The organism is Kitasatospora sp. NPDC059571 (assembly GCF_042735675.1).
GTDB lineage: Bacteria > Actinomycetota > Actinomycetes > Streptomycetales > Streptomycetaceae > Kitasatospora.
Genome location: NZ_JBHWBW010000410.1, coordinates 4280 through 7220 on the forward strand (window position 1 = coordinate 4280; position 2941 = coordinate 7220).

Here is a 2941-nt window from a genome sequence, read left to right on the forward strand (position 1 = left end):
CCGCGCCGGGCTGCCCCCCCCGGGCGGGGCGGGGTCCCGCCGCCGGCGGGGCGGGCCGGGCGGGGGGGGGGCCCCCCCCCGGGGGGGCCCCCACCTGCCGGACGGCCGCAGCCCGCCCGGCAGGCCCTCCCCCGCCGGACGGCCTCCTGACGAGCCTTCGGACGGACCGGAACGCTGCGGTCCCGGACGCCGTCGTACCGGGTGGGCCGCCGGAGCGGCGGCCCGTCGGACACCACCGGCCGTGCGACGCACGCGCGGCCCCACGGGGAGCACAGTGAACCTTTCCTTCCGGCCACCGGAGCCGTACGACCTCGGACCCGATCCCGATCTCGGCATGTGGCTCACCGAGTTGGGGGAATGGCGGGACCTCGTCGTCCACCTCGGGCCCGACGACGGGCGCAGCCACGGCCGGCTGTGCTGGGACGTACTCAAACCCACCGGCCTGCTCGCGGTGCACTGCCGGGACTGCAAGCACGGGCACGGCGGTCCCCGCAACCCCGCGCGGATGGAGGAGGCCCTCAAGATCAGGGTCCCGCCCGGGGAGGTCGTTCCGTGGACGGCGGCCACCCTCGTCCGCGACCTCGTGTACAACTCGGGCGACGGCGATCTGCGGCCCGTGGCGGAGGCGATCGGCCACGGCCTCGTCGACCTGCTCGGGCCCGATGCACAGTGGCGGGCCAACGGCTACGCCGCCTACCGGGAAGGAGCGACGGGCAACGCCCACTGGTCATCGGTCAGCGAGGCCACCTTCGACGCAGCGGTCGTCGGGATCGGCAACGGCCACGCGGTGGTCATCGTCGCCACCGGCGAGGACTGAGCGCGGCCGGCACGGGTGCGGACATGAAGCCGGACGGCCCTGACGGTCGGTCAGCGAGCCCGGCCGCTGGGTCCCGGCCGCGGTCCGGGCGCCCTGGGGCCGACGGCGCGTACGCGACCGGCGTACTCCCGGGGACGGCAGGCCCGCGCCTTCGTACGCGGGCGTCCGCTCCCCCGAGTTGCGGGCGGGGGTGAGGGAGGGTTTCGTGGCAACGAGGCGTGCCCTCGGCCCGGAGCGGCCGCGGGCGGTTCCCCCGAGGGCGGCTCGCCGCGGACCCCCGTTGTGCCGCCGGCGCCGGGGCGCCGACGCGCGCCGGGCGCAGCAGCGGCGTGCACGGGAATGCGGCGGTGCTCCCGCCCCGCCGTGGCGCCATCGCCCGATGGAGGGGGCACCTTCCGCCACCGGGCCGGCGTGGCGACCGGGCGGTGCCGGCCGGCCGGTCCGGGAGATCGGGACCCGGCCGTCGGGCCGCTGTCCCGTGCCGTGCCGAGCAGCCGAGAGGAGAAGGCGATGGCGACGACGTACGAATCCGTGGAGGACCTCGCGGCAGCCCTTCGGAGGGCGGCCGAGGCGCACGGCAGACACGAGGCGCTGACGGGCGAGGAGGACGCGAACTGGCCGGACTGGTACGCGCTCTACATGGCGCGCGAGCGAGCCGGTGAGGAGCTGCCGACGTGAGCGGCCACTACGACGTGATCGTCGTCGGCGGCGGCTCGCCGGGCGAGCACTGCGCGGGCGCGCTGGCCGAGGGCGGTCTGCGCGTCGCGCTCGTGGAGCGCGAACTCGTCGGCGGCGAGTGCTCGTACTGGGCGTGCATCCCGTCGAAGACGCTGCTGCGGCCGGGCGAGGCGGTGCAGGGGGCCCGCGAGGCGGCAGCCCGTGCCGAGGTGGACGTCGCTGCCGCGCTGGCCTGGCGCGACTTCATGGTGTCGGACCACTCCGACGCCGGGCAGGAGCGCTGGCTGGCCGACCAGGGGATCGACCTGATGCGCGGCACCGGCCGGCTCGCCGGGCCCGGCCGGGTCGAGGTCGGCGGCGAGGCGTACACCGCCGAGCACGTCGTCCTCGCGAACGGGGCCGACCCGGTCGTCCCGCCCGTTCCGGGGCTGCGCGAGCTCGACGGCATCTGGACCAACCGTGAGGCCACCTCGATGAAGGAGGTACCGCGCCGCCTGGTCGTGCTGGGCGGCGGGCCGGTCGGGGTGGAGATGGCCCAGGCCGTACGGCGGCTGGGCGGTGAGGTGGCCGTCGCGGACCTCGCGGAGCGGCTGCTCGCCAGGGAGCCCGCGCGGCTGGGCGAGGCACTCGGCGAGGCGCTGGGCCGTGAGGGCATCGAGCTCGTCCTGTCCGCGAGGGCTACCGGTGCACGACGCGACGGCGAGGAGTACGTGGTCGAGTTCGAGGACGGCCGCGAGGTGCGGGGCGACCGGTTGCTCGTCGCCACCGGCCGGCGTCCGCGGGTGCACGACATCGGCCTCGAGACGGTCGGCATCGAGCCGGACGCCCACGGGGTCCCGGTCGACTCCCGGCTCCGGGTCGCGGAGCGGCTGTGGGCGGTCGGGGACGTCACCGGCCTGTGGCAGCTCACCCATGTGGGCAAGTACCAGGCCGATGTGGCCGCGGCGAACATCCTGGGCGAGGCCCGGACGGCCGACTACCAGGCGGTACCGCGGGTGGTCTACACGGACCCGCAGGCGGCGGCGGTGGGCTCCTCCGACGGCCGGTTCAGCGCCGCCGTCCCGATGTCCGAGGTGCCGAAGACCGCCACCTACACGCGGGCGTACGCGGAGAGCACCGGCTTCCTCACGCTCGTGAGCGACGGCGAGCGGCTGACCGGCGCGTACGCGCTCGGCCCGGAGGCGGGCGAGTGGCTGCAGCAGGCGACGCTGGCAATCCGGGCGCACGTTCCGCTCGCAGTCCTGAACGACACGATCCAGCCGTTCCCCACCTTCTCGGAGATCTTCGTCGCCGCGCTCAAGGCCCTCCGCGGCGAGATCGCGGGCGGACCGGGCGGAGCGGGCGGAACGGGCGACGCTTCCTAATGTCGTTGTCAAGCGGTGGCGGTGACTGGCGGTGTGACCTGGTAGCACCGTCGGTCACGGATCAGGGCCCATAGGACGTTGA

General features: G+C 75.9%; 3 protein-coding genes. All 3 read left to right on the plus strand.

The window, feature by feature from the left end:
* Positions 1 to 274 precede the first annotated feature (274 nt).
* On the plus strand, positions 275 to 817 hold the full coding sequence (locus tag ACFV0G_RS31385) for a hypothetical protein (RefSeq protein ID WP_380555346.1): 543 nt from the start codon (positions 275 to 277) through the stop codon (positions 815 to 817).
* Positions 818 to 1327: 510 nt separating this feature from the next.
* Positions 1328 to 1495: a hypothetical protein gene (locus ACFV0G_RS31390; protein ID WP_380555348.1), complete on the plus strand. Its 168-nt coding sequence runs from the start codon at positions 1328 to 1330 to the stop codon at positions 1493 to 1495.
* On the plus strand, positions 1492 to 2859 hold the full coding sequence (locus ACFV0G_RS31395; RefSeq protein ID WP_380555350.1) for a dihydrolipoyl dehydrogenase family protein: 1368 nt from the start codon (positions 1492 to 1494) through the stop codon (positions 2857 to 2859). The genes ACFV0G_RS31390 and ACFV0G_RS31395 overlap by 4 nt, the downstream gene beginning before the upstream one ends.
* The last annotated feature ends 82 nt before the right edge of the window (positions 2860 to 2941 follow it).